This window comes from Streptosporangium sp. NPDC049248, from assembly GCF_040678965.1.
Classification (GTDB): Bacteria; Actinomycetota; Actinomycetes; order Streptosporangiales; family Streptosporangiaceae; genus Streptosporangium; species Streptosporangium fukuiense.
In genome coordinates this window covers 1-21,962 of sequence record NZ_JBFAQY010000059.1, presented here as the reverse complement: position 1 = coordinate 21,962, position 21,962 = coordinate 1, and the positions used below count along the sequence as shown (strand labels likewise).

Sequence of the window (21,962 nt, the reverse complement as noted above, 5' to 3'; positions counted from 1 at the left end):
CTGCAGTACCGGCCCGACCTGCTGAACGGTTTCATCGCCGAAACCGGGCTCACGATCTCTGATCTGGCATAACCCCCGGCTTTCATGCTCGGTACGCGATATGCACGGTCACTCGGTCACGGTGTTCGCGTCCACGGAGATCAATGGTGAACGCTCCCTGAAAATCGGCAGCCGAACGTTGCGGCTGAGGAAGGTGGGCGTGGACGAGGACGGCGAGGAGCCGATGGACATCTACCGGGCCGAGTCCATTTCGGACCCCTCGTACTGAGGACCCCTCGCGCCGAGCGCACCCGCTCGCGCTCGGCGCGTGCGCCCACGTCTCCGCCCGCCGATCGCACTCCCGGCCCGGCCCGGCGCGTTGCCGGACGAGGCCCCCTGACCGCGGATCCGCGACGGAGGCGCCGGCGATTCGTCCGCGACCTCCACCTGTCCGGCTCGGGTCGGCCACCTGACGCGAGGCCCCTCGGCGAGCTGATCCGCCGGGTCCGCGAGGCCGAACACACCGGCTCCCACGGCTCCCCGCGGCATCGGGCGAAAATCCACGACGACGCGACCGCGGCCCGGCCCGACCCGGCCTGGAAGATCATCCGTCCCGAACACTTTGGAGATCATCGTGTTTTCGGGATTGTGCCCTGATCCTCACCTACTCGGTTGCCCGAATATCCGCCTTGCGGCGCTTCCTGAGGGAGTATTTTTCGACAGAGACGTTGCCGCAACCACCCGGTATGGCAGGCCGGATATCAAGCCCCAAGCGAGGTAGCGATGTTTTCTTCCTTTGACCCGGAATATGCCCCGGTTGGTGATGTAGGGACCGCGCTGCTCTACGTCGACTCGCTTCTCACCCGTATTCGCGAGGGCATCTCGCAGGCCGACCCCAAGCAGCGAGAACTGATCGACGAGTTCTTCGGATCCTTCTCCAGCGAAGACGCCAGTGACGTGCTCGACGGCGCCTGCACGCTTGTCTACCTGTACATGGAGTGGCTGCGCCAGGCCCACGAGGAGCAGGACCGTGACGTGGTCGAATCCGTGGTGCCCTACGTCATCGGCAGCATGCGCAAGATGACCATAAGTGTCAAGCCCGAGGCCATCCCCGCCATGGCGGGCATGCTGACCGCCAGCGCCATCGGTCTGAGCCCGACGCTCTGGCGCAAGCAGTACGGCCCCTGGACCGAAGCCGAGATGAACGCTCTGGAAGCGACCCTCGTTCTGCTGGCCGACTACATCAACCATCTAACCAATGACGAAACCATGGCAATTCGCATGATCGCCGACATTATGGAATCCATGGAGCAAGCGGGCGATGTGGGATAAATCTTGTAGATATGGTTCCGCCAACCGCGGATCGGCGCCGATGGTCGTCAAATGACCGTGCCGGTGGGCACCTTTCTCACGCCCCTTCGTGGCAGGACCCGGTGACCTTCATCCGGACCGCTCCTGGCCGTCCAGATGAAGGAAGAGCTCGTGTGCCGAATCAATGCTCGCGCGCAACGCCTGCTCCAGTTCGCCGGCCTCGCCCGTGAGATACCCGATCTCCGGCATGCTCAGGGCGTCGGCCCCCGCCTCGGCGAGCAGTTCCTCATAGCGGGGCAGTCGTTCCACCAACGCCTCGATCTGGTCACGGGCCCGGTAGGCGCGTTCGGCGTCGGCGACATGGGCCGCGTACCGCTCCAGCGCCTCCACCTTCGCGATGACGGCGCCCTCGCTGCCGGCGAGTGCTCGCTCCAGCGGTTTCACCGCGGCTGCCACCTCCCGGGTGACCCCGCCACGCATGAGATCGCGATGTTCCTTCCGGAGGGAGGAGAGCTTGGCCAGCAGGCGCGCGATCTCCCATTCCTGCGGCGGCAGCATGACGGCGTTTCGCGCGACGTCGAGCAATCCCTCGGTGTTGACGCGTGATCGCAGAACGGAGCCGACCGCCGCCCGCGTCCGGGCAAGCAGGTTCCTCGCATCGGTGTCGAAGTCGTCGAAGAGGAAATAGGAATCCCGGTAGCGGTGCGCGAGACCGTACAGTTCCCGCTCCGGGGTAACGCTCTCCTCGACATTCCCCGTGGCCCTGATCGCGGCGGAAAGAAACCATGCGAGCACGGTGAGCAGCGGGATTACGGCCATGGCCCCCAGCCGAAGGAGAGCGCCAGCAAAAGGCCGACCGCGGCGAGCATGCCGCCGACGGCCAGAGGAGCCGCGGATTTTTCCCGCGGTTCTTCCGGCGGCCTCCAACCTGCTCGCATGCGTGCCAGCAGCACTGGATTCGCACGGAGCAGACCCGCGATCTCCGGGGACAGACCGGGATCGACCACCACACCGAACCGCTGTCTTCCCGAGCCCTCCAGATCATCACCTCTTTCCGGTGATCATTCTAAGGGGATTATCCGTCGTATCCGAATGGGCCACTTGAAAAACGTTCAAAGCGGACCGGGGTCACGAAAATCAATGGCGATTCGCACCGCGCATACCGCGTCCCGTGACGATCGCCGGTACGTGACAGTGCCCGGGAATCGACACGGCACACGGCACCGGATCCCCGCGTGTGATCGTTTCCGGGCGGCGATCTACGGTCGGCCCTCCTCCGGGATCGCCGCTTCCGCGCTCTCGCGACGGAGCCGCTCGATTCCTTCGAGGGTTTCGAGGGCAAGGGCCCAGGGATGGCTTTCCGCTTCCCCGCCTCCGGCGGTGGAGCCGAGCAGGACGGGGACGCCCTCGGCCCGAAGGCTTTCGACGCTCCGGCGGAACGGCTCGCGGGAGGCGAGGCCGCCGTTGACGGAAGGCAGTACGACCACGGGGATACCGAGCCCGGGGGCTTCGGCGAGGAGGCCGAGGGCGTAGGTGTCGGCGATCCCCTGGGCGAACTTGTTGATCGTGTTGTAGGTCGCGGGAGCGACGATGATCGCATCGGCTCTCGGCGGCTTGGGCTCGTCCGGCTTGCGGTACCGGCTGCGGACGGGGCGGCCGGTCTGCTCTTCCAGGGCGGGGACGTCGATGAAGTCCAGCGCGGACGGGGTGGCGACGATCTGGACGGCCCAGCCCGCCTCCTGGGCGAGGTTGACGAGACGCCCCACGTCGCCGGCGCCGCCTGCGGCGCACACGATGACGTAGAGGACCTTGCCGGACTGGCTCACGCGTCGACTCCCAACACCGGTTTCACCCACCAGAAGGTACCGGCCCCGCTAGGATCGCGCCGCCGGCGGATCAGGCGGGCTCTCCGCCGCGCTCGACGGAGCGTAGGCCGCGGCCCAGCGGCCGTTGGCCTTGGCCAGCTCGACCTGTTCGAGCCCGGCCGGCCGCATCCGACCGGCGGCGACGAGCTCTTCGACCTTGACACAATTGATCTTCGACCATGAGCTACGGGGCCTGCGCGGTGAGAAGCGCTGGGCCCACCAGCCGTCCGGCACGTTTCCCGAGAAGGACTTGCCGTCGATCCAGCCATAGCACAGGGCGACCTCCAGGGCCTCGACTCTGGTGATCGAGGGCACCGCCGTACCCTTCTTCGGCATGGCGACCCAGACCTCGCGGGCGGTTCGGTGATTCGCCTCCAGCCAGGCGGCGAACTCGTCCGCCGAGGCGAAGCGCAGATTGTCGTCCGTCATCGTCCCACCAGCTCTCCCGTTTCGACCAAGGCCGCCTGCCCGAAGGCAAGCGACTGTGACACTTCGACGACGTGCCCTAGCAGTCGCAGTTGCAGTTGCAGCAGTCGGAACAACCGGAGCAGCAGTCGGAACAACCCGAGCACCCGTCGCAGCACTGCCCGCAGCCGTCGCAGCCGCCGGGGTCGCAGCGCTCACCGCACGATTTGTAGCGATCCTCGTCCCACGGCGGCCGGTACAGCCCGCAGGTGCAGCAGGCCGCCGACATGCACAGCAGCGACAGCAGCCCGCCGGGGTCCGGCTTCAGCCGCGGATCACGCGGGGGCGCCTCGGGACTCTCCTGCTCGGCCTCGCCGAAGATCCGTCCGGTGGCGCGGCCGGTCTCCTTGACCAGCAGCGCGTTGACCAGACGGCGTCGCTCCAGATCCAGTTCGGCCACCGCCAGACGCAGTCCGTGCACGGCGTCGTCGCAGTGCCGCCGCGCGACGGCCAGGTCGGTGCCCGAGGCGACGAGCGGGTTGTAGGCTCCCTGGGCGCGGTCGCGGGCCAGGTCCTCGACGGCGTCCAGCAGGTGTGCCAGGCGGCCGAAGTAACGCCCGGCCTCCTCCAGCGTCTCCCGGTTGTGCGGCTTGCCGGCCAGTACGGCGGTATGCCCGAAGGCGGCGGCGACCGCGGCCTCGGTGGGGGCGGTGAGCTGGAGCAGGCTCGGGTTCGGCAGGCGTTCCAGCCGGGTCTGCTCCTCGACCGCGACGAGCAGCGGAGCGGGATCGAACCCGAGGGCGGAGGCCGTATCCGATCCGGCGGCCGACCAGCGATCGGCCACCCGCCCCGCACCGGCCGCCACCAACCGGCGCGCGTAGATGCCGTCGCCGTCCTCGACGTGGTCTCTGACCTTGCCCGCGGCCAGGATCAGCGAGACCGCGGCCGCCAGCCGTACCCCCTCGGCCTCGACGACGTCCGCGCCCTTGAACCCGCGCAGTGCGCAGGCCGCCGCACGCCGGTGCGGGGAGGAAGCCGGCGCCTGCGCCTCGGTGAGCACGGACACCAGCAGACCGTCGTAGTTGGTCACCAACCTGGAGGCGTGCCCGTGCTCGTCCCTGAGGGCCAGGCAGAGCCCGCACAGGTGCGCCATCCACTCCTTGAACAGCCCACCGCACATCCCGTGCTGGCATGGGCGAACAATCCCAAACATAGGTCCCTTCCCTGAATGTCCGTCGCCCAGCCTGCCAGCTTTCACTTGTCACATGCTTGCAATGCCGTGGTTGCAGTGATCTCTCACCGAAACACCAGTGGGGACCCGGACAATGATCTCGTTCACAAAGCCGAAGGAACAAGATCATGAAAAGAGCACTGACCCTCTGCTCACGGCGGCGACCGGGGCGGTCAATGGCCAAGGTTCCGAATGTGCGTGGGCTCGGGTTGTTCCTTGCGATGTCAGGCCTGGTCGTGGCGGGTTGCGGCGGAGCGGAAGACCCGGCCCCGGCCACCTCGGGTGCCAGGCCCCCGGGTGCCTCGGACTCCCCGGTCACCGGCGCCGGAGAATCCAGCGGACTGCGCGAGATGATGAAAGCGTTGTCAGCCGGCGGACCGGCCGCCGAATACCTGGAGTACGGAGAGATGACGCACTGGCGCGAGCTGGGCGTGGTCACCGCGAGCGGTCCGGAGAAGAAGGAGGAACGCTGGTTGCCGGCGATCGGCTTCGGCTTCGGCGCGCTCGGCAGCAGCGCGCGGCTGCTCCCCGAGAGAACCGGAATCGACGTCTTTGGAGCCGTCCGGGCCGTCTCCTTGGGTAACCCGCCGAATACCGCGATCCGTATCGACGGCAAGCAGGACGCGGCGGCCATCCGTACCAAACTGACCGCCCTGGGGGCGAAGCCGCGCACGATCGGTGGGCAGCAGGGACTGACGCTGGCCGCCGACGGCGCGATCGACCCGGACAGCGCGCTGACCAGCGAGCTCGGCCTGCTCAACCAGCTCAACCAGGTGGTGGTGACCGATTCGGTGCTGGTGTCCGGAGCCTCGGCCGATCCGGTGGCAAGCGCCCTGGGCGGCAGCCCCTCCCTGGCAGCCGACCCCGATCACGCCGCGATCGCCGAGTGTCTGGGCGACGTGGTCGCCGCCGCGGTCACGGCACCGCCCGCACCGACGGCCGTGGCGCTGTACGGCGTGGGCCTGCGCCGCCCCGCGGCCACGACCGACCAGGCGGTCAACGTCGTGTGCGTGCTGCCGCGTGGGACCGGGGTGAAGGAGACCTTCACCGGGAAGTTCACCACGAAGGCCGTGACGCAGTCCGGCACACCGCTGTCCGACCTCGTCGAGGACATCACGCACGACGAGGTCGGCTCCGGGGACGGCGCGGTGCTGCGGGCCACATTGAAGATCAAGCAGGACGGGCCGGTGACCCTGGTGTTGAAGATGTTGCACACGGGCGAGCTGCCCAGGCTGTTCGACCCGTCGACTCCCCTCGATCCCTTGGATCTCGTGGACGACTGACCTGCCGGTTCTCCGGTTCGAGGTTCGGGGTCGGATCCGTGCGGATCACCCGGCGCCGGTCGGATGTCCGCGCCGGGTTCGGCGAACCCGTCCTCGGCGAGGCTCGGTGCCGCCGGCCCCCTGATGTGATCACGCCGCCGTCGATCCAGCTGCATCGACGACATTCAGGACTCCTGACCGCGGAGTGCCGCTCTTGATGCCCATGGGGATGATTCGGCAGGGTGTCGGCATGGTCGAGAATGCTTCGGACTGTGTCGAGGTTCGTGTCACCACCAGCAGCCGCGAGGAGGCGGAGCGGATCTGTTCGGCGGTGGTGGGCCGGCGGCTGGCCGCCGACTGCCAGATCATCGCTCCGATCGAGTCCGTCTACTGGTGGGAGGGCGAGATCCAGCGCTCCGAGGAGTTACTGCTGCTGATGAAGACCACCGCGGGGCGGTTCGAGGACCTCGCCCGGCGGGTGCGGGAGTCGCACTCCTACGAGGTGCCACAGATCGTCGCGGTCCCCCTGGTGGTCGGCAACACCGACTACCTCGACTGGATCAGACGGGAGACGGTCCCCACTGAGTGAGGTCCTCCACAAGCTGCGCTCCCGGGTCACGGACATCACCAGAAGGCCGATCCGGCACTCGGCGTTGTGTCTGCGTCCGTGCATCTCGCGGCCGGACCCCGGCGGGCGGCCACCGGTCGATCCTCGGCGGAGCCGGTGAGCGGCTTGGTCGCGTTTCTCCGGAATGGTGTGCGGAATCTGCCGTCTGCACAGGCAGGCGCGACCGGCAAGCACACGGACCGGCCGGGTGCGCGGATGCCCGCCGACCTCGCGTCACGGCAGTCAGCAGATCTTGCCCGGTCCGGCCGCCGTGGCCCGCAGCAGATCCCGGAGGAGCACAAAGTCGATCTTTTCCGGCCCGCGGAAGCGCAGGCAGCCCTTGCCCATGTCATGGTCTGCCAGCCGCTCCGCGAAGGCTTCGCGGACCTCGCTGCGCAGCAGATAGAAGGAGATGTACTGCTTCTGGCTCGCGAAGCTGATCTCCCCGATGTCGTCTCGCTCATAGGTGGGCATCCCGTACGCCATCACCTCGGTGAATCCTCGCAGTTCCGCACGGCACAGCTCACGCAGCCGGATCAGAGCCTCTTTGCGTTCCTCGGGCACCTCGGCGAGGTAGCCGTCCACGTCTTCCGCCTGACTTCGCACCATGATCCGAGCGTACGTGAAACGCGACATTGATCGACATCTCAAATATGTCCTGCCTGGCCCGACCTGCCTCCGCGTCGGTCGCGAGGAATTCCGGAACGCGATCACCCACCACCAGGCCCCACTGACCTACAAGTCGGCCTCCAGTCGCGGTCTCTAGCCTCGTCGACAGTGCTCCTGACGGAAGCGGCACCGAGGGAACGGGCCGAAGAACGGCGTGACAGGAGGGAGATCATGATGTGGTCCGAGACGGGGCAGACGATCGCCGTCGCGCGGATCCGCAAGCGCCTGCGGAACGGATCGACCAGCCTCCACCTGTCCAATCTCGGGCTGGAGGCGTTGCCCGAACTGCTCGGCGACTTCACTCACCTGACCAAGCTCGACCTGAGTTACAACCGGCTGACCGCCCTGCCCGAGTCATTGAGGAACCTCACCGCACTGACCACGCTCAACCTGTCCGAGCTCGGTCTGGAGACATTGCCTGAATGGCTGGGAGAGCTCACCGCTCTCACCACACTCAGCCTGCGCGGTAACCAGTCGGCCGCCCTGCCCGAGTCGCTGGAGAACCTCACCGCCCTGACCACACTCGATCTGTCCTGCCGCGGCCCGAAGGCGTTGCCGGAATGGCTGGGGAACCTCTCCGCACTGACCCGACTCGAACTGCGCCACAACCGGCTGACAGCCCTACCCGATTCCCTGGGGAACCTCACCGATCTCACCCAACTCGACCTACGCAACAACGAACTGACAGCCCTACCCGAGTCACTGGGAAACCTCACCGCACTGACCAAACTCGACCTACACAGAAACTGGCTGACAGCCCTACCCGAGTCACTGGGAAACCTCACCGCACTGACCAAGCTCAACCTGCGCCACAACCGGCTGACAGCGCTGCCCGAGTCACTGGGAAACCTCACCAATCTCCCCCGGCTCAACCTGTACAACAATCAACTGGAAGCCCTCCCCGATTCCCTGGGGAACCTCACCGCACTGACCGAACTCAACCTGCGCCGCAACCGGCTGACAGCCCTGCCCGAGTCGTTGGGAAACCTCACGGCCCTGCTCCGGCTCGACCTGAGCGATAACCGGCTGGCTGCTTTACCCGAGTCGTTGGGAAACCTCACCGCCCTCGCGGAACTAGACCTGGCCAACAACGAACTGGCCGCCCTGCCCGAGTCGTTGGGAAACCTCACCGCACTGACCAAGCTCAACCTGGGAGGTAACCGGCTGACTGCTCTGCCGGAGTCATTGGGAAACCTCACGGCCCTGCTCCGGCTCAATCTGAGTTATAACCAGCTGACCTCCCTGCCGGAGTCACTGAGGAATCTCACCACCCTGAACGGACTCGGCCTGAGCGGCAACCAGTTCACAGTTCCTCCTGAATGGCCCGGGAGCCTTCCCTCCTTCTTCTAGCTCGACCTGCGTGGTAGCCGACCTGCCCGAAATGAAACCTGTTCGACCACGTGGAATAGGACCCGGCGGTCGGGGAACCGGTCAGAGCGGGACTGGCCAGTCCGCTCTGCCGTCACGAGGAGACCTGCATCCGATGCGCGTGACCTTCGCCACCGAAGCGGCCCCCGGGCGGCCGAACGAGGATTTCGTCGCCGCCACGCCGAACGCCGTCGTCCTGCTCGATGGTGCCGGCGCCCCGGCGGACTCGGAATCGGGGTGTGCTCACGGCGTCGCCTGGTACACGCAGTCGCTCGGCTCAACCCTCATCACCGCCCTGGTCCAGGACGACAAGGCGCTGACGGAGATCCTGGCCGAAGCCATCAAGACGGTGGCCTCCCTGCACGACTTCGTCTGCGACCTCAACCATCCCGATTCCCCCTCGGCCACCGTCGTCGTACTCCGCCGGACAGCCGACGCGCTGGACTATCTCGTCCTGGCCGATTCCGTCCTCGTGCTGGACGTGCTCGGCACGGCCGAACCGCTGGTCGTCTGCGATGACCGAGAGGCACGGGTCGGTGCGGCCCACCGGGCGGCCATGGACGCCCTGCCCTCCGGCAGTCCCGAGCACACCGCGGCCCACCGGCGGTATGTGGAGGCACTGCGCGATCACCGCAACCGCGACGGCGGGTTCTGGGTCGCCGCGGTCGCTCCCCTCGCCGCCGAACAGGCTCTCACCGGCACCCTCCCGACCGAGAAGGTACGCGCCGCCGCGCTGCTCAGTGACGGAGCATCCCGGCTCGCCGCCCGATTCCACCTGACCACCTGGCGCCAGATCCTCGACCTGCTGGACGATCCAGGCCCCGCCGAGTTGATCCGCCGTGTCCGCGAGGCCGAGCACGACGATCCGGACGGCTCCCGGTGGCCTCGCGCCAAGACCCACGACGACGCCACCGCGGCGCTCTGGAAACTCTCCTAGATTCCCGGCCAGCGGTCCGGCGTACTTGCCGGGACAATCTTGACGCGGTTCTTCCGGCAATGCCCGGGAAGGCAGCAGTACGAACCGACGGGGTTCAGTGGCGCTTACCGCCCCCGCCGAGCAGGTAACCGATGAAGTCGCCGATTCGACGTAGAACGCCGCGGTCCCGGCCGGAGTCGGAACTCGTACCATGGTTCTGCCAGCGGTACCGGCCGCCCTGTGAGCCGTCCTTGTCGTTCTCACACTCGCGACGGTCAACGATTCGATGGGGGCTGTCAGCCTGAGGTGAGCTCGTGTCCACGCACTGAGTGGTCGACCGGTTGCCGGCACCGGCCGTGGGCTTGTTCGAAAAAGTGATCCCCACCAGGGCGGCCAGGACAACGATCACGGCTGTGGTGAGTATCGCGGGGATCCGGCGGCAGCCTCGCGGTTCCTCACGTGGTGGATCATCTGTGGGGCCGGAAAGCCTTCTGGGCACATACGACTCGTGTTCCGAATCAGCCATGTCTCTTCTTGTCACGCGGACGCGGATCGGGGACCACACGACAGGCCTCCCGGTACCTGTGACATCCAGCCTGGTGCCGGCTGCTTGCAGTTCGCTTGGAGCATGCAGGAACTCGACGCCCGGTGAAGGTGCCGAACAGCCAGGGGGTGAACCCCTCCCCTCCGGCTTCGGGAGATGACGCGCTCCGAGGCTGAAGGTCCCAGACTGCGGCCACCTGCGGCCATGCCCTAGGCCGTCGATGATTCGATAAAGATCGTTCCGTATATGTCCCGCATCGGCCGCGTCTGTACGATCCCGGATGTGAGCGCCGTATGAAATACGTAAACCTCGATGCGACGATGAGTCTGCCCGACGGTGTCGTCGACGGTGTCATCGACCCGGCCGAGTATCTGAGGCGGCTTCCCGAACTCGCCGACGCGTTGCCGGCAGGTGCTCGGACGTTCGCGGCCGATCCCCACCACTACGACTTCCATGGTCCGCGGTGCGTGAAAGACCTCGTCTTGGAGCGGATCTCGTTCGGAGAGGTCGACGGGGAGACCTCCGCGGAGATCGCTTTCAAGCACAGCTGCTGGAAGCATGAAGAGGACCTGCTCATCCGCTACGAGGGAGTTTCGAGCTTCACACTCGACATCGCCGTGCCGTCCCAGGGCGGGCCACGCAGCGTGGTGATCCTTGACGAGATCCTTCCTCGTCCTGATGGGTGCAGTCATGAGATCGCATTCCGGCCCGGAACCGTCACGGTGTTCTGCCGGGATCTGATCGCCACGTGGGTGGAATCCGATTGTCCTGAGAAGCCTCCCGGCTGATGAACTTCGTGCCCAGGTTCCCTCGGCCGTCGTGGCCGGTCGATGCGGGTTTGGAAGTTTTCGGCCGGCCGCGCGCACTTGGGAACGGTCGTGGGACCGTGTGGCCGGGCGGTGGATTCCCTGTCGGCCTCAGCGAGGGTTCCGCGAAAGCGCGAGCTTCCGGAGGAAGACGGCATTGGACGATGACGTGCGCAGACCGTCGAGTATCCCGGTGAGCGCCGGCTCACGGTCCAGGCCCGCGAGCACCTGCCGGAGTTTCCAGATGATCTCTCGCTCGTCGTCGGCGAGGAGCAGTTCCTCCCGCCGTGTGCTGGAGGATGTCACATCCACCGCGGGGAACAGACGCTGCTCGGCGAGAGTCCGGTCAAGCCGCAGCTCCATGTTGCCGGTGCTCTTGAACTCCTCGAAGAGATAGTCGTCCATCCGCGAGCCCGTCTCGACGAGCGCGGTCGCCAGGATGGAGAGCGAGCCGCCCTCCTCGGTCGCGCGGGCCGCGCCGAAGAGCCGTTTCGGCTGGTGGACGGCGTACGCGTCGACTCCACCCGTCAGCGTCTTGCCGCCTTTCGGGGCGATGACGTTGTACGCCCTGCCGAGCCGGGTCAGGGAGTCCAGGAGGACGACGACGTTCCTGCCGTGCTCGACGAGCCGTTTGGCCCGCTCGATCGCGAGTTCGGCGAGCACCGTATGGTCGCGTTCGGGCTGGTCGAACGTCGAGGCGATCACCTCGCCGCGCACCTGCCGGCGGAAATCGGTGACCTCCTCGGGGCGCTCGCCCACGAGCACCACCATGAGGTGGACCGTGGGATGGTTCGCCGCGATGGCGTCGGCGATCGCCTTGAGTGCCATGGTCTTCCCGGCCTTCGGTGGCGCGGCGATCAGGCCGCGCTGCCCCAGGCCGACCGGGGTGACGAGGTCGATCAGGCGTGTGATCGGCGATCCCGTCTCCAACAGCAGGCGTCGGTGGGGGTGGACGGGCGTCATGTCGGCGAAGTGTGGCCGTGCCACGCCCGGTTCCGCGCCGTCGATCGACAACACCTCGGCCGGCTTGCCGGACGGCTTGCGCAGTGCCGCTGTGATCAGGTCGCCTGGGCGCAGACCGAGCGCCTTCACTTGGGCGGCGGGCAGGCAGAGATCGTCCTCGCCGGGGAGGTAGCCGCCCGCCCTGAGGTAGGCCCTCCCGCCGCGGACATCGAGCAAACCGGTCACCTCCCGTTCTTCGGCGGGCGGGCGTGTACTGTTCCGAGCCGTCGGAACGGTGGTCGCGGCACTCCTTTTCGAAGGCCGGTCGGTGGTGATGGTCATGGGCGTGTCCTTAAGAGCCGAAATGGGCGATGGGAAGGAGGGATGTGCACCGGTTCGGCCCGATGGCGGGCATGGTGCGATGAAGTCCCGGCAGGCGGCAGGCGATCCATGCGCGCGGGGAGGGCGTGTGCTGACGCCGTCCGGTCGCCGAACGGGAAATGACACCCGCGGTGGCGGGCGAAAACGAAATACCGACGCTCAGCGGCGGCGAGAGAAGGGCTCTGAATCGAAAAGAGGATCAGATCGACCACATCGACGAGCCGATTTCACGATAACACCATCCCGGGGTTCGAACGCAACCCAGGATCCGGACGGGTTCCCCAGACCTCGCTCCTGGGCCGACCGCGCTGTTAGAGTTGTCCGCCGATCAAGGGAGCGAAGACAGCGCATGACGTCGACCGAGTTTCGTATCGGCGGGGAGTTGGGGGTACGGCGGCTCGGATTCGGGGCCATGCAGTTGCCGACCGAGCCGGGCCCCGCTCGTGAGACCTCCCTCGCGGTCGCCCGGCGGGCCGTCGACCTGGGCGTCACGCTGATCGACACCGCCCACCTGTACGGCGGAGGAGCCAACGAGGAACTGCTCGCCGAAGCCCTGTACCCCTACGCGGACGGCCTGCTCATCACCACCAAGGTCGGCGTCGCACGAACGGGCCCTGCGGGCGAGTGGAGACTCGACGGACGTCCGGCCATCCTGCGCGATCAGGTCGACCAGGCTCTGCGCCGGCTCCGCGTAGAACGCATCGAGCTGCTCCAACTGCACCGTATCGACCCGGAGACGCCCCTCTCCGACCAGCTCGGCACGCTGCGGGACCTCCAGACCGATGGCAAGCTCGGCCGGATCGGACTGTCCGAGGTCACCGTCGCCGAACTCGACCGGGCACGGGAGATCATCGACGTCGCGAGCGTGCAGAACCGCTACAACATACTGGACCGCGAACACGAGCCCGTGCTCGCGGCCTGCGAGGCGGCGGGGATCGCGTTCCTCCCATGGCGGCCTGTCGCGGCAGGGGCGTCGGGGGCGCAGGCCGAGATCGCCGCCGTGGCGGCCGAACTCGGCGCCACCCCCACGCAAGTCGCGCTCGCCTGGCTCCTCGGCCACTCGTCGGTCATTCTCCCGATCCCGGGCACCGCCCGGATGGACCACCTGGAGGAGAACCTCGCCGCGGCTCGGCTCCACCTGCCTCAGGCCCACCGCGACCGTCTGGACCGGCTGCCCGAGTTGGGATAGGGCTCTTCCCCTTTGGTGTCATGATCGGAGCCGGACGAGGAGCGCGGCAGCCGTACCCAGAAGCTTGTCATAACGGTAGCAACGGCTCCGAACTGGTCCGGCAATGAACTCGGCCCCTCAGTGCCTCAGGCGCGGATTTCCGGGACAGGCGTTCTGGGGGACCTCTGTGTTGTCGGGTCCGAACGGCGAGTTCCTAATGCCCTGTCCGTTCTTCAGGGGAAGGTCATTGCCCCGGCGATGCTTTCGGCGAGCGGTCCAGACCATGCACAGCATGTTTCGTTCACTCAGGGTAATGGTATGCATACTCGCGGTAGATCACTGAGATCATCGGGAGGAACATCGTGAAGCGAATCGCCCTCGTCCCCGTCATCTCCGCCGCCATGGTCGCGGTCATGGGCAGCGCCGCCTACGCCTCACAGTATGTGGCCTACGAAGGGCCGGGCTTCACCGGCCGGTCAGTGGTCATTGACCGGTGCGGCCCGTCCAACATCCCCTTCCACGGGTCGTACAAGTGGTACGGCGACGGCCAGAGCGGCCGGATGTACAACCAGCCCGACACGCAGGGTGTGATGCACTTCGAGCTGCCGTCCAACCGCAACGCGGAGCAGAGGACACCCGTCGGCTGGAAGAGCATCTTCATCGTGTGCTGACCCCCGGGAGGCGGACAGGCCGGAACCCGTGCGCCGGAAAGGTTCGAGGTGAGGCCCTTGCCGGTTGCCGACGAGAGGGAGGAGACGCGGCGGACCTGTCGGGCCCGAGCCGAGACCGCCTTGGGGAGGCTGTCCAGCCTCCGCCCCGAGTTCCTGGCGCGCATCGAGGCATCCGACCCGCATGAGGCCGCGCGCGGGCCGTCCGAAGCCGAAGGGCGGGGCTCGTCGATTGGACGGCCCCGCCCCTGTTCCGGGCGATCGGTAGCGGACGGTGGGACCGACCTGTTACCCGGCGTAGGTCTCGAACTCGGCGACCTTCGGCGCGCCGGTCGAGCCGGTGATCCTGAAGGTGATCTTGCTCAGTGAGGTCGCGGCGAAGGTGATGGTGCCCGCCCCGCTGCCGGATTTCAGGACGGTGCCGGTGGTGCCGTTGAGGAGCTGCCAGGCCCCGATGCCGCCCGCGGAGCCTGACGCCTCACGGATGACGACCCTGGACACCGTCTTGGCGGAACTCCACTTGATCGAGATGTCACCGGTCGAACCGGTCGGCGACCAGTAGGTGCTCAGGTTGCCGTCGCGTACGTTGCCGTAGCTCGTCCCGTCGGCCTTGCTGGAGCCGTCGGAACCGGCCCCGATGCTGAGGTTGGTCCCGCTGGGCGGAGGGGTGATCGTGGGAGTGGGAGTCGGCGTCACCGTGGGCGTCACTGTCGGCGTCGGCGTCGGTGTCTGCGGCGAGCAGCTGCCGTTCGACACCCGCAGCCCCTTGTTGGCGCCCGCCGTCTGGCGGACGATGTCCGGCACGCAGCTCGCCCCGTCGAGGCTGTAGGAGTACGGGATGCTGACGGTGGTGTTGGACTGCGGGTTGGGTCCGGCGGGGGCGTTGTCGCCGCCGGGGGCCGACCAGGTCACGTTGTCGAAGATGTTGCCGGCGACCTGCCAGTAGCCGGCCTCGCTGGTGTAGAAGGTGCCCAGGACGTCCTTGGAGTCCTTGAAGTAGTTGTTCTCCACCTTCGCGCGGGCCCCGGCCCGTGAGTTGATGCCGGACTCGTGGAGGTTCACATAGGAGTTGTTGTAGATGTGGGCTATGCCGCCACGCAGCAGGGGTGTGCGGGAGTCGATGTTCTCGTACAGGTTGTGGTGGAAGGTGATGAAGCCGTTCGAGCGGTCGCTCTCGCTGGACCCGATGAGCCCGCCGCGGCCGGAGTTGCGCAGGGTGCTGTAGGACAGGGTCACGTACTGGGTGTCGTCCTTCATGTCGAAGAGGCCGTCGAACCCCTCCGACTCCCCACCCGATGCCTCCAGGGTGACGTGGTCGACCCAGATGTTGCGGACGGTGCTCTCCATGCCGATGGCGTCGCCGCCGTTGGAGGTGGGCGAGCCCGACTTCTTGACGTTGCGGACGGTGACGTTCTGGATGATGATGTTGCTGGAGTCGCGGATGTGGATGCCCAGCTGGTCGAAGACGGCCCCATTGCCGACCCCGATGATCGTGACGTTGCTGATCTGCTTGAGTTCGATCACGCCGGCGGCGGTGTTGCAGCTTGTGCCCGACACCTTGCTGGTATTGCCGTGATTGATGGTCCCCTCGACCTCGATGGTGATCGGGGTGCTGCTGCTGGCCCGGCCGCACAGGGCCGCGTGGATCGCGGTCCCCGTGGTGGCCCTTACCGTCTGCCCGCCCGCACCTCCGGTGGTCCCGCCGTTGCCGGTCGCGTAGCCGGTGGCGCTGCCGACCGCCGAGACCTGGATCATCGGCAAGGCCACACCGACCGCGGCCGCGGAGGTGCCGAGCGCCCACCCGGATACGGCGACCGCGCCGGCGATGGCGACCGCGGCGGCCCTCCTGTCGAACCTGTTTTTCACAGCCGAACTCCTTGCTGGTCCGGCAGGCCTGGGTGACCTGCGCTCCGGATTCCCCCCAGCGAGTGCGCACCGCTCACATGTGTGAACACGTCCGTGTTGGCGGACAGTCACACCATAGGAAAGCGCTTTCCAACTGTCAATGAACCGGGAAACTTTCATTTCGTGACCTGACGGCGAGGGGTTGCGCCGCGAAATCCCCGAGGGCCTGCAGGCGATGACGCATCTGCCCGGAGACCTCGGTAGCGTCCGGCCATGGCCGCCGATGAGGGGGAAACCCCGGCACCGCCGGAGAAGACCGATGACGGTGACCGCCCTTCGTCTCGGCCACGGTCGGTTCTGCGTCGATATCCCGACTTCCGCCGGCTCTTCGTCGGCAATTGCACGTCGCTGCTCGGATCGAGCGTCACCATGGTGGCACTGCCGTTGACAGCCGTTGTCCATCTGAACGCCTCGCCCGCCCAGATGGGGCTTCTCGGTGCGGCGGCGTTGCTTCCGCACCTCGTTCTGGGGTTGCCCGCCGGGGCGTGGGTGGACCGCATGCCCTATCGGCGGATACTCGTTCTGGCAGACCTGGCGCAGGCCTTGCTGCTGGGCTCGGTCCCGGTCGCGGCCGTGCTCGGGGTGCTGCAGATCTGGCATCTGTACGTCGTGATGGTTCTCACCGGCGTCTGCGGCCTCTTCGAGGCCGTGACCGCTCAGTCATTCACCCCCGTACTGGTGCCACGGGAGCAGTTGTTGCCGGCCAACAGCGCGCTCATGCTGAGCAACGCGACCGTCACCACGACCGGCTCAGCGTTGGGCGGTGTACTGGTCTCGCTGCTCACCGCACCGATCGCCATCGTCGTCGACGCCGTCTCCTTCCTGCTCGCCGGACTGTGCAAGGCGCGCATCCGCACCCCCGGCCCGGCCGTCGTCTCCACCGAACGGCATCAACGTCACCTGTGGGCCGACATCCTCGACGGAGTGCGCGCGGTCTTCGCCCATCGAATCATTCGCGCCACAACACTGGCGGCCACTCTCGGCGCGCTCGGCGGACAGATCCAGAACGTCATCCTGGTGCTCTATCTGGTCAAAGATCTCAACCTGTCCCCGGCTTTGATCGGTGCGGTCATCGCGATCGGCGGCGTGGCGGGGATCCTCGGCGCTCTGGTCGTGGCCCCGATCACCCAACGCATCGGCCCGGGCCGATCCTTCATCACGGGGATGTTCCTTGCGGCCATCGCCGGCCCGGTACTCGCAGCCGCAGGCAGCCCTCTGCCGCTCACGCTCGCCGTTCTGGCCGCGGCGCAGGTGCTACGGGGAGTTGGGCCATCGCTCTACAGCGTCAACCAGCAGACCCTCCGGCAGGCTCTGATCATCCCCACCCTGCTCTCTCGGGTCAACGCCACCTGGAGATTCCTCGTCTACGGAACGCAGCCCCTCGGCGCGCTTATCAGCGGATTGCTCGGATCGCTGCTCGGCCTCCGAGCCACCCTCGTCATCGGCAGCGGCGTAATGCTCCTTGGCACCGCGATCGCCTATGCCTCACCCCTGCGCTCGTTGCGAGAGTTACCTGCTCAGGAGCGCGGAAACAAATCGACATCGTCGAGATGTCCCCGGTGAAGTCGGCGACAGCGTGAAGTGCGGCCGCGACCTCACCCGGTACCTACGCGCCGTCGAGCGCGCCGGCGTCCGCGGTCGCCGAACTCCTCTACAGCCTGCCCCACCCGGCACGACAAAGAGCGTGCCATCCACCGTCCCCCTTCGACGAGCAGGGCCCGCGCACTGACACGCTGACATCTCGCGACGCCTTCGTGGCGGTTGGCAGTACGTGGACATGAAGTGGCCACACGCGGCCTCACTGACGCTCCGGCGACCGGTCATCCTGCCTTCGTCAATGAGAGCGCATGGGGCAAGCCTGAGCCGCTCGTTCTCCGGGAGGCTCCGCGGCAGTACGCCCTTCTCCCGGTCTCGCAGCAGCCGGAGCGCCCTGAAAAAAGTTGACGAGACGCCGCCCGGTCGGCCGGTACCGCCGGTGAAGCTCATGCGGGTTCCTCCAGTTTGGAGGCGATGCTTTCCAGGGCGGAGAGGTCCGCGGGCGAGAGCCGGTCGATGACGTGGCGGCGGACCGACTCCAGGTGGGTGGGGGCGGCGTCCCCGAGCGTTTCCAGGCCGCGTTCGGTGAGGACGAGGTAGCAGCCTCGGCCGTCGTCCGGATCAGGCTCGCGCCGTACGAGACCTCGGGCCTCCATACGGGTGGCGTGCCGGGACAGGCGGCTGCGTGACCAGCCCATCTTGGCGGCCTGCTCGCGCAGCGTGCTGGTGTGGCCGGGACGCTCGGAGAGTGTGCTGAGCACTTCGTAGTCGGGATCGGACAGGCCGATCGCGGCCAGGTCGTGCGCGGTGCGTGACTGGACCGCGATCATCATGCGGCGCAGGGCGCGCCAGGCTCGTTCCTCGTCCGCGTCGAGCCAGCGCACCGTCGCGGAGGGCCGTTTCGTTGACATGTAAACAAGTTATCAGTTACGTTCGTTTACATGTCAACGAAAACTGCGCGTGTCCTCGTCCTGATGTGCAGCACCCGTCCCGGCGCCCGCGGCCCGGCGGTGGGAGAGTGGCTGATCGAGACGATCGCGCCACGCGCCGTGGAACTCGGCGTGGAACTCGTGCCGGTGGCCCTTGGCGACCTCGGCCTGCCTTTCCTCGACGAGGAGGACCCACCGGCATCCGGTGTCTACCGGCACGAGCACACCAAGCGGTGGAGCACGATGGTGGACGCGGCGGACGGCTTCATCGCGGTCACCCCTGAGTACAACTACGGCATGCCGGCGACCTTCAAGAACGCCCTCGACTACCTGGGCCGCGAATGGGCGTGGAAGCCGATGGGGTTCGTCAGTTACGGCAACACCTCGGCGGGCACCCGGTCGGTCCAGCACGCCAAGCAGGTGGTGACCACGCTGCGGCTGGTGCCGCTGGGCGCCACGGTCGCCCTGCGCATCGGCGACACGATGGAGAACGGGCGACTCCGCCCGGACGCCGGCCGCGACGCGACCGCCACCGGGGTCCTGGACGAACTCGTCCGGGTCGCCCACGCCCTCCGGCCGCTGCGCGAACAGGCCCGGTCGCGACCGGGGCCGCTGCCGGGGTCGTATGTGAGAGCGCTGACCCCCGACGACGCCTCGGAGGTCCTGGTGCTCCAGCGCTGCTGCTGGCTGGAGGAGGCGCTGGCCAACGACACCCTGGCCATCCCCGCTCTGGGGGAGTCGCTGGAGCAGGTACGCGAATGGCTGGCCACCTGGCACACCACGGGCCTGTGGCGGGATGGCCGGCTCCTGGGCATGGTGCGGGCGCGCAGCGTGGACGGCGACTGGCACGTGGGCCGGCTCGGCGTCGTCCCCGATCTGCGAGGCCGGGGCGTGGGGCGCCGGCTGCTGCGCGAGGCCGAAGCCGCAGCCGAGGCCGGCTGCCGCCGCATCGTGCTGTTCACCGGTGCCGAGAGTCAACGCAACATCCGCCTCTACCACGCCCAGGGCTACCGAACGGAGTCGGTCGACGGCGCGACCGCCTTCCTCACCAAGCCAGTGCCTGCGGATGGCGCCGTCCGGGTTCCCGCTGGGGAGCCGGCGGGACTGGGATGAGGGGACCGGGTGGCGGCTCCGGACGGCAGAGCGGGCGAGGCACGAGGTGGACATGCTGCTCAAGGTCCACGCGAAGTGCATCGGCGGGGGCGCGGAGATCGCCGACCGGAGAATCGAGGATGCGACGACGGCGTGAGTCCACCGGGTGCGGGGAGATGGTCCCGGTCATCCCGAGACCCTTTCTTTTCGCCTGGCCGAGCTGGGCGAACACGGCCGTTTCCATCCCACGACCAGCGCACACGGCCGCACACCCCGGAAACGATCAACGATGCCTACCCCAAGGGAAGTCCCTGGTCAGACTCCGTTTCACAAGCTTGTCCGGCCGTTCGGGTCTGTTCAACCCAGTCCATGATCGCCCGTCTGGGTAACTCCCAAAGTGGCTCCCATAAGGCAAACGGATCACCTCGCCGAGCTACTCCGGCCCTGATGAGCCCCTGGTGCCCGAGACGGACGAGCCCCCTACCAGTCGCTGATCTCCCAGATGTACCAGGGTCCGTCGATGTGTTCGTAGGTGCCAGGTCCGTCGATGTCGTACGGATCACCGTTCGGGACCCAGGCGAGACCATAACTGGTGAAGAAACCCGTGTCATCGATCATGAAGCCGAAGGCGCTGGGGGATCCTTCAAGGTACTCGACGGGATACAGGCCGATCCAATTCCGCTTTCCAGGCGGCGTCCCCTCTGACATCGCCTTCGCGAAGTGGTCGAGGTCGGCGCGCGACAACTCGAAACGCATCTTGACCGGTGCACCGACGTAGACCAGTGAGGCGACCAGCACCACGATCAGGGGCGGCACGGCCCAGAACGGCCAGTTTCGGCGCAATGCGACCAGCCTCCCAGGCATAACAAGGAGGACGCCGAGCACGATCAGCCAGCCGGCGCCGAACAACAGCCAGCCGGGGCCAAAAAGCATGAACCACGCATAGTGCCACCCGGGAGCACTCGTCGCATACATCATCCCAAACCCCAGTAATACGGCGACCGTCACCCACGCCCCACCTTTGACGTCAATGGGAGCACGCGGGTGATGCACGTCAGGAAGATCATTCGTTGCGTCCACCGCGTGATCGTAACTGTCGCTCGTGGCGATTCCGCCGTACTCATGTGTATGTTTTGTGCAGAAATCCCCGACCGGATTCGAGATCGGCTGATGTCCCACATGGGCGCTCCTCCACGCGGGCGGTGCTTGATCTACCAGCACGCCGGTCAGGACCGGGGCAAGGTCATCGCCAAGGCGCTTGGGCAGGCGTTCAAGAAGGCACGAGAAGCCATCGGTCACGAAAGATCACGGAGTTCCCGTGAACAGTGAAAGTCCAGGTCACCGGATAAAGGATGGCCTGGCTTTTCGCACGCAAATCGAGAAGAGAATCGAACCCCTGGCCTACACTTTACAAGATCTCGGTACGTGACCCGGCGAGCTGCTGCGGCGCCGGTCAGAGGCAGCCTTGCCCTGTCCGTGAGTCCCCGTGATTCCCCCTTGCTCCCCGACCTTACTGACACGCGAATGGCACGCGTTGCAGTATTTCCGGAGCTGCCCAAGGGTTCGTGCTGTCAGCGAATCCCTCGGGCAAGAAGGTCCTTGACGGCCTGGGATGCTTTCGCGGGGGATCCGGTGTCGAACGGTGGTTGCGGGTCGTACTCGATCGCAAGCTGGATCGCCTCGGCAGTGGTCTGATCGGTGATGTGTGCTGCCAGCGCGAGCGCCATGTCGATGCCGGAAGAGACTCCGGCAGCGGTCACGATCTTTCCCTGAAACACCACACGCTCGGCCGTATAGGTAGCCCCGAACGACTCCAGCACATCGATCGCCGCCCAATGGGTCGTCGCCGAGAGGCCTGTCAACAGTCCGGCGGCTCCCAGCAGCAATGACCCCGTACACACGGAAGTCGTCCAAATGCTCGACCTGTGCATACGCCGGATCCAATTGAGGAGTTTGTCATCCTGCAAAAGCCCCCGCGTTCCTGGTCCCCCGGGAACCAGTAGTACGTCACAGGAGTCAATGTCAGCGAATGTTGCATCGGCGGTGATGGCCAGCGACTTGGGGACGTCCCGCACCGGCCCGGACTTGGTGGCCGCGAACACCACCTCGGCGCCCGGCAAGAACTTGAGCACCTCATACGGGCCAACTGCGTCAAGGGCGGTGAATCGGTCGAACAGTGGTATGACGATACGCACAGCGGCTCCTTTACCGAATTGCGGTGAATGGCGACCAGGCTATGACGAGCACACCAACCCCTGTCGCTCTCAGGGATCGCATGACGCATACCGAGCATGAAAGCCGGGGGTTATGCCAGATCAGAGATCGTGAGCCCGGTTTCGGCGATGAAACCGTTCAGCAGGTCGGGCCGGTACTGCAGG

Annotated in this window: 21 protein-coding genes; 10 read left to right on the top strand and 11 right to left on the bottom strand. The window is 66.8% G+C overall.

All coding sequences use genetic code 11. The features are described 5' to 3' along the window. The first annotated feature begins 100 nt into the window (after window positions 1–100). Window positions 101–268 (top strand): hypothetical protein, encoded by a 168-nt coding sequence (locus tag AB0K21_RS44115; protein ID WP_364159104.1) that lies wholly within the window; start codon window positions 101–103, stop codon window positions 266–268. A 494-nt stretch (window positions 269–762) separates the two neighbouring features. Further along, a complete protein-coding gene (locus tag AB0K21_RS44110; RefSeq protein ID WP_343970872.1) occupies window positions 763–1,311 on the top strand; it encodes a hypothetical protein in 549 nt (182 codons plus the stop codon). Between the two features lie 108 nt (window positions 1,312–1,419). On the opposite strand, the gene AB0K21_RS44105 is transcribed toward AB0K21_RS44110, so the two are convergent. From AB0K21_RS44105 to AB0K21_RS44090, 4 genes are all read right to left on the bottom strand, one after another. Then, window positions 1,420–2,109 carry a hypothetical protein gene (locus AB0K21_RS44105; protein ID WP_364159101.1) on the bottom strand — a complete coding sequence of 230 codons (690 nt, stop codon included), beginning with the start codon at window positions 2,107–2,109 and terminating at the stop codon, window positions 1,420–1,422. A gap of 440 nt (window positions 2,110–2,549) precedes the next feature. Further along, window positions 2,550–3,116 carry a flavoprotein gene (locus AB0K21_RS44100; protein WP_364159098.1) on the bottom strand — a complete coding sequence of 189 codons (567 nt, stop codon included), beginning with the start codon at window positions 3,114–3,116 and terminating at the stop codon, window positions 2,550–2,552. Window positions 3,117–3,164: 48 nt separating this feature from the next. Then, complete coding sequence (locus AB0K21_RS44095; RefSeq protein ID WP_343970862.1) at window positions 3,165–3,584, bottom strand: hypothetical protein; 420 nt, start codon at window positions 3,582–3,584, stop codon at window positions 3,165–3,167. A 76-nt stretch (window positions 3,585–3,660) separates the two neighbouring features. Further along, window positions 3,661–4,773: a DUF5685 family protein gene (locus AB0K21_RS44090; protein WP_364159095.1), complete on the bottom strand. Its 1,113-nt coding sequence runs from the start codon at window positions 4,771–4,773 to the stop codon at window positions 3,661–3,663. A 239-nt stretch (window positions 4,774–5,012) separates the two neighbouring features. Here AB0K21_RS44090 and AB0K21_RS44085 point away from each other — a divergent pair, with 239 nt between their 5' ends. Together AB0K21_RS44085 and cutA are read left to right on the top strand one after the other, a co-directional pair. Further along, window positions 5,013–6,074 carry a hypothetical protein gene (locus AB0K21_RS44085; RefSeq protein ID WP_364159092.1) on the top strand — a complete coding sequence of 354 codons (1,062 nt, stop codon included), beginning with the start codon at window positions 5,013–5,015 and terminating at the stop codon, window positions 6,072–6,074. Between the two features lie 229 nt (window positions 6,075–6,303). Beyond that, window positions 6,304–6,642 (top strand): divalent-cation tolerance protein CutA, encoded by a 339-nt coding sequence (cutA, locus tag AB0K21_RS44080; RefSeq protein ID WP_343970852.1) that lies wholly within the window; start codon window positions 6,304–6,306, stop codon window positions 6,640–6,642. A gap of 261 nt (window positions 6,643–6,903) precedes the next feature. On the opposite strand, the gene AB0K21_RS44075 is transcribed toward cutA, so the two are convergent. Further along, the gene (locus AB0K21_RS44075) at window positions 6,904–7,269 is read right to left on the bottom strand and encodes a DUF1801 domain-containing protein (protein ID WP_343970849.1); all 366 of its coding nucleotides are present in this window, start codon (window positions 7,267–7,269) and stop codon (window positions 6,904–6,906) included. Between the two features lie 231 nt (window positions 7,270–7,500). Here AB0K21_RS44075 and AB0K21_RS44070 point away from each other — a divergent pair, with 231 nt between their 5' ends. Both AB0K21_RS44070 and AB0K21_RS44065 read left to right on the top strand, forming a co-directional pair. Beyond that, entirely contained in the window at window positions 7,501–8,679 is a 1,179-nt protein-coding gene (locus tag AB0K21_RS44070) for a leucine-rich repeat domain-containing protein (RefSeq protein WP_364159088.1), read from the top strand. 133 nt (window positions 8,680–8,812) lie between these two features. Further along, entirely contained in the window at window positions 8,813–9,634 is an 822-nt protein-coding gene (locus AB0K21_RS44065; RefSeq protein ID WP_343970843.1) for a protein phosphatase 2C domain-containing protein, read from the top strand. A 732-nt stretch (window positions 9,635–10,366) separates the two neighbouring features. On the opposite strand, the gene AB0K21_RS44060 is transcribed toward AB0K21_RS44065, so the two are convergent. Together AB0K21_RS44060 and rho are read right to left on the bottom strand one after the other, a co-directional pair. Then, window positions 10,367–10,849, bottom strand: a complete 483-nt coding sequence (locus tag AB0K21_RS44060) for a hypothetical protein (RefSeq protein WP_364159084.1) — start codon at window positions 10,847–10,849, stop codon at window positions 10,367–10,369. Window positions 10,850–11,074: 225 nt separating this feature from the next. Continuing rightward, window positions 11,075–12,151, bottom strand: a complete 1,077-nt coding sequence (gene rho / locus AB0K21_RS44055) for a transcription termination factor Rho (protein WP_343970836.1) — start codon at window positions 12,149–12,151, stop codon at window positions 11,075–11,077. 484 nt (window positions 12,152–12,635) lie between these two features. On the opposite strand from rho, the gene AB0K21_RS44050 reads away from it, so the two are divergent. Beyond that, window positions 12,636–13,475, top strand: a complete 840-nt coding sequence (locus tag AB0K21_RS44050; protein WP_343970833.1) for an aldo/keto reductase — start codon at window positions 12,636–12,638, stop codon at window positions 13,473–13,475. 341 nt (window positions 13,476–13,816) lie between these two features. After that, a complete protein-coding gene (locus tag AB0K21_RS44045; protein ID WP_343970830.1) occupies window positions 13,817–14,125 on the top strand; it encodes a MiAMP1 family antimicrobial peptide in 309 nt (102 codons plus the stop codon). Window positions 14,126–14,410: 285 nt separating this feature from the next. Here the strand turns inward: AB0K21_RS44045 and AB0K21_RS44040 are convergent, their stop codons facing one another. Beyond that, the gene (locus tag AB0K21_RS44040; protein WP_364159107.1) at window positions 14,411–15,877 is read right to left on the bottom strand and encodes a pectate lyase; all 1,467 of its coding nucleotides are present in this window, start codon (window positions 15,875–15,877) and stop codon (window positions 14,411–14,413) included. Between the two features lie 363 nt (window positions 15,878–16,240). Between AB0K21_RS44040 and AB0K21_RS44035 the strand changes: the two genes are divergently transcribed. Next, window positions 16,241–17,590, top strand: coding sequence for an MFS transporter (locus AB0K21_RS44035; protein WP_364159079.1), 1,350 nt, complete (start codon window positions 16,241–16,243; stop codon window positions 17,588–17,590). Between the two features lie 419 nt (window positions 17,591–18,009). Here the strand turns inward: AB0K21_RS44035 and AB0K21_RS44030 are convergent, their stop codons facing one another. Next, window positions 18,010–18,474, bottom strand: coding sequence for a MarR family transcriptional regulator (locus tag AB0K21_RS44030; protein ID WP_343970824.1), 465 nt, complete (start codon window positions 18,472–18,474; stop codon window positions 18,010–18,012). A gap of 30 nt (window positions 18,475–18,504) precedes the next feature. Here AB0K21_RS44030 and AB0K21_RS44025 point away from each other — a divergent pair, with 30 nt between their 5' ends. After that, a complete protein-coding gene (locus AB0K21_RS44025; protein WP_364159075.1) occupies window positions 18,505–19,605 on the top strand; it encodes a bifunctional NAD(P)H-dependent oxidoreductase/GNAT family N-acetyltransferase in 1,101 nt (366 codons plus the stop codon). Window positions 19,606–20,064: 459 nt separating this feature from the next. Here AB0K21_RS44025 and AB0K21_RS44020 read toward each other — a convergent pair whose 3' ends face one another. Beyond that, entirely contained in the window at window positions 20,065–20,883 is an 819-nt protein-coding gene (locus tag AB0K21_RS44020) for a hypothetical protein (RefSeq protein WP_364159072.1), read from the bottom strand. Between the two features lie 272 nt (window positions 20,884–21,155). Next, window positions 21,156–21,779, bottom strand: coding sequence for a DJ-1/PfpI family protein (locus tag AB0K21_RS44015; RefSeq protein ID WP_364159069.1), 624 nt, complete (start codon window positions 21,777–21,779; stop codon window positions 21,156–21,158). Window positions 21,780–21,962 lie beyond the last annotated feature (183 nt).